Annotated in this window: 1 rRNA gene; it reads right to left on the bottom strand. The window is 52.6% G+C overall.

Going from position 1 to position 568, the window contains the following annotated elements:
• Positions 1-541, bottom strand: a 23S ribosomal RNA gene (locus CWM52_RS25905); the annotation flags it as partial.
• Between the last annotated feature and the right edge of the window lie 27 nt (positions 542-568).

Here is a 568-nt window from a genome sequence, read left to right as displayed (position 1 = left end):
GGCTCCCACTGCTTGTACGTACACGGTTTCAGGTTCTTTTTCACTCCCCTCGCCGGGGTTCTTTTCGCCTTTCCCTCACGGTACTGGTTCACTATCGGTCAGTCAGGAGTATTTAGCCTTGGAGGATGGTCCCCCCATATTCAGACAGGATACCACGTGTCCCGCCCTACTCTTCGAGTTCACAACGTGTGCATTTTAGTGTACGGGGCTATCACCCTGTACCCTGCGACTTTCCAGACCGTTCCACTAACACACGCGCTGATTCAGACTCTGGGCTGCTCCCCGTTCGCTCGCCGCTACTGGGGGAATCTCGGTTGATTTCTTTTCCTCGGGGTACTTAGATGTTTCAGTTCCCCCGGTTCGCTTCGTTAAGCTATGTATTCACTTAACGATAGTGTGACGGATCACACTGGGTTTCCCCATTCGGAAATCGCCGGCTGTAACGGTTCATATCACCTTACCGACGCTTATCGCAGATTAGCACGTCCTTCATCGCCTCTGACTGCCAGGGCATCCACCGTGTACGCTTAGTCGCTTAACCTCACAACCCGAAACTGTTTCGTAAAAC

Origin of the sequence: Raoultella sp. T31 (assembly GCF_002806725.1) — a bacterium.
GTDB classification, from domain to species: domain Bacteria; phylum Pseudomonadota; class Gammaproteobacteria; order Enterobacterales; family Enterobacteriaceae; genus Klebsiella; species Klebsiella electrica.
This window is presented reverse-complemented; position numbering and strand designations above follow the sequence as displayed.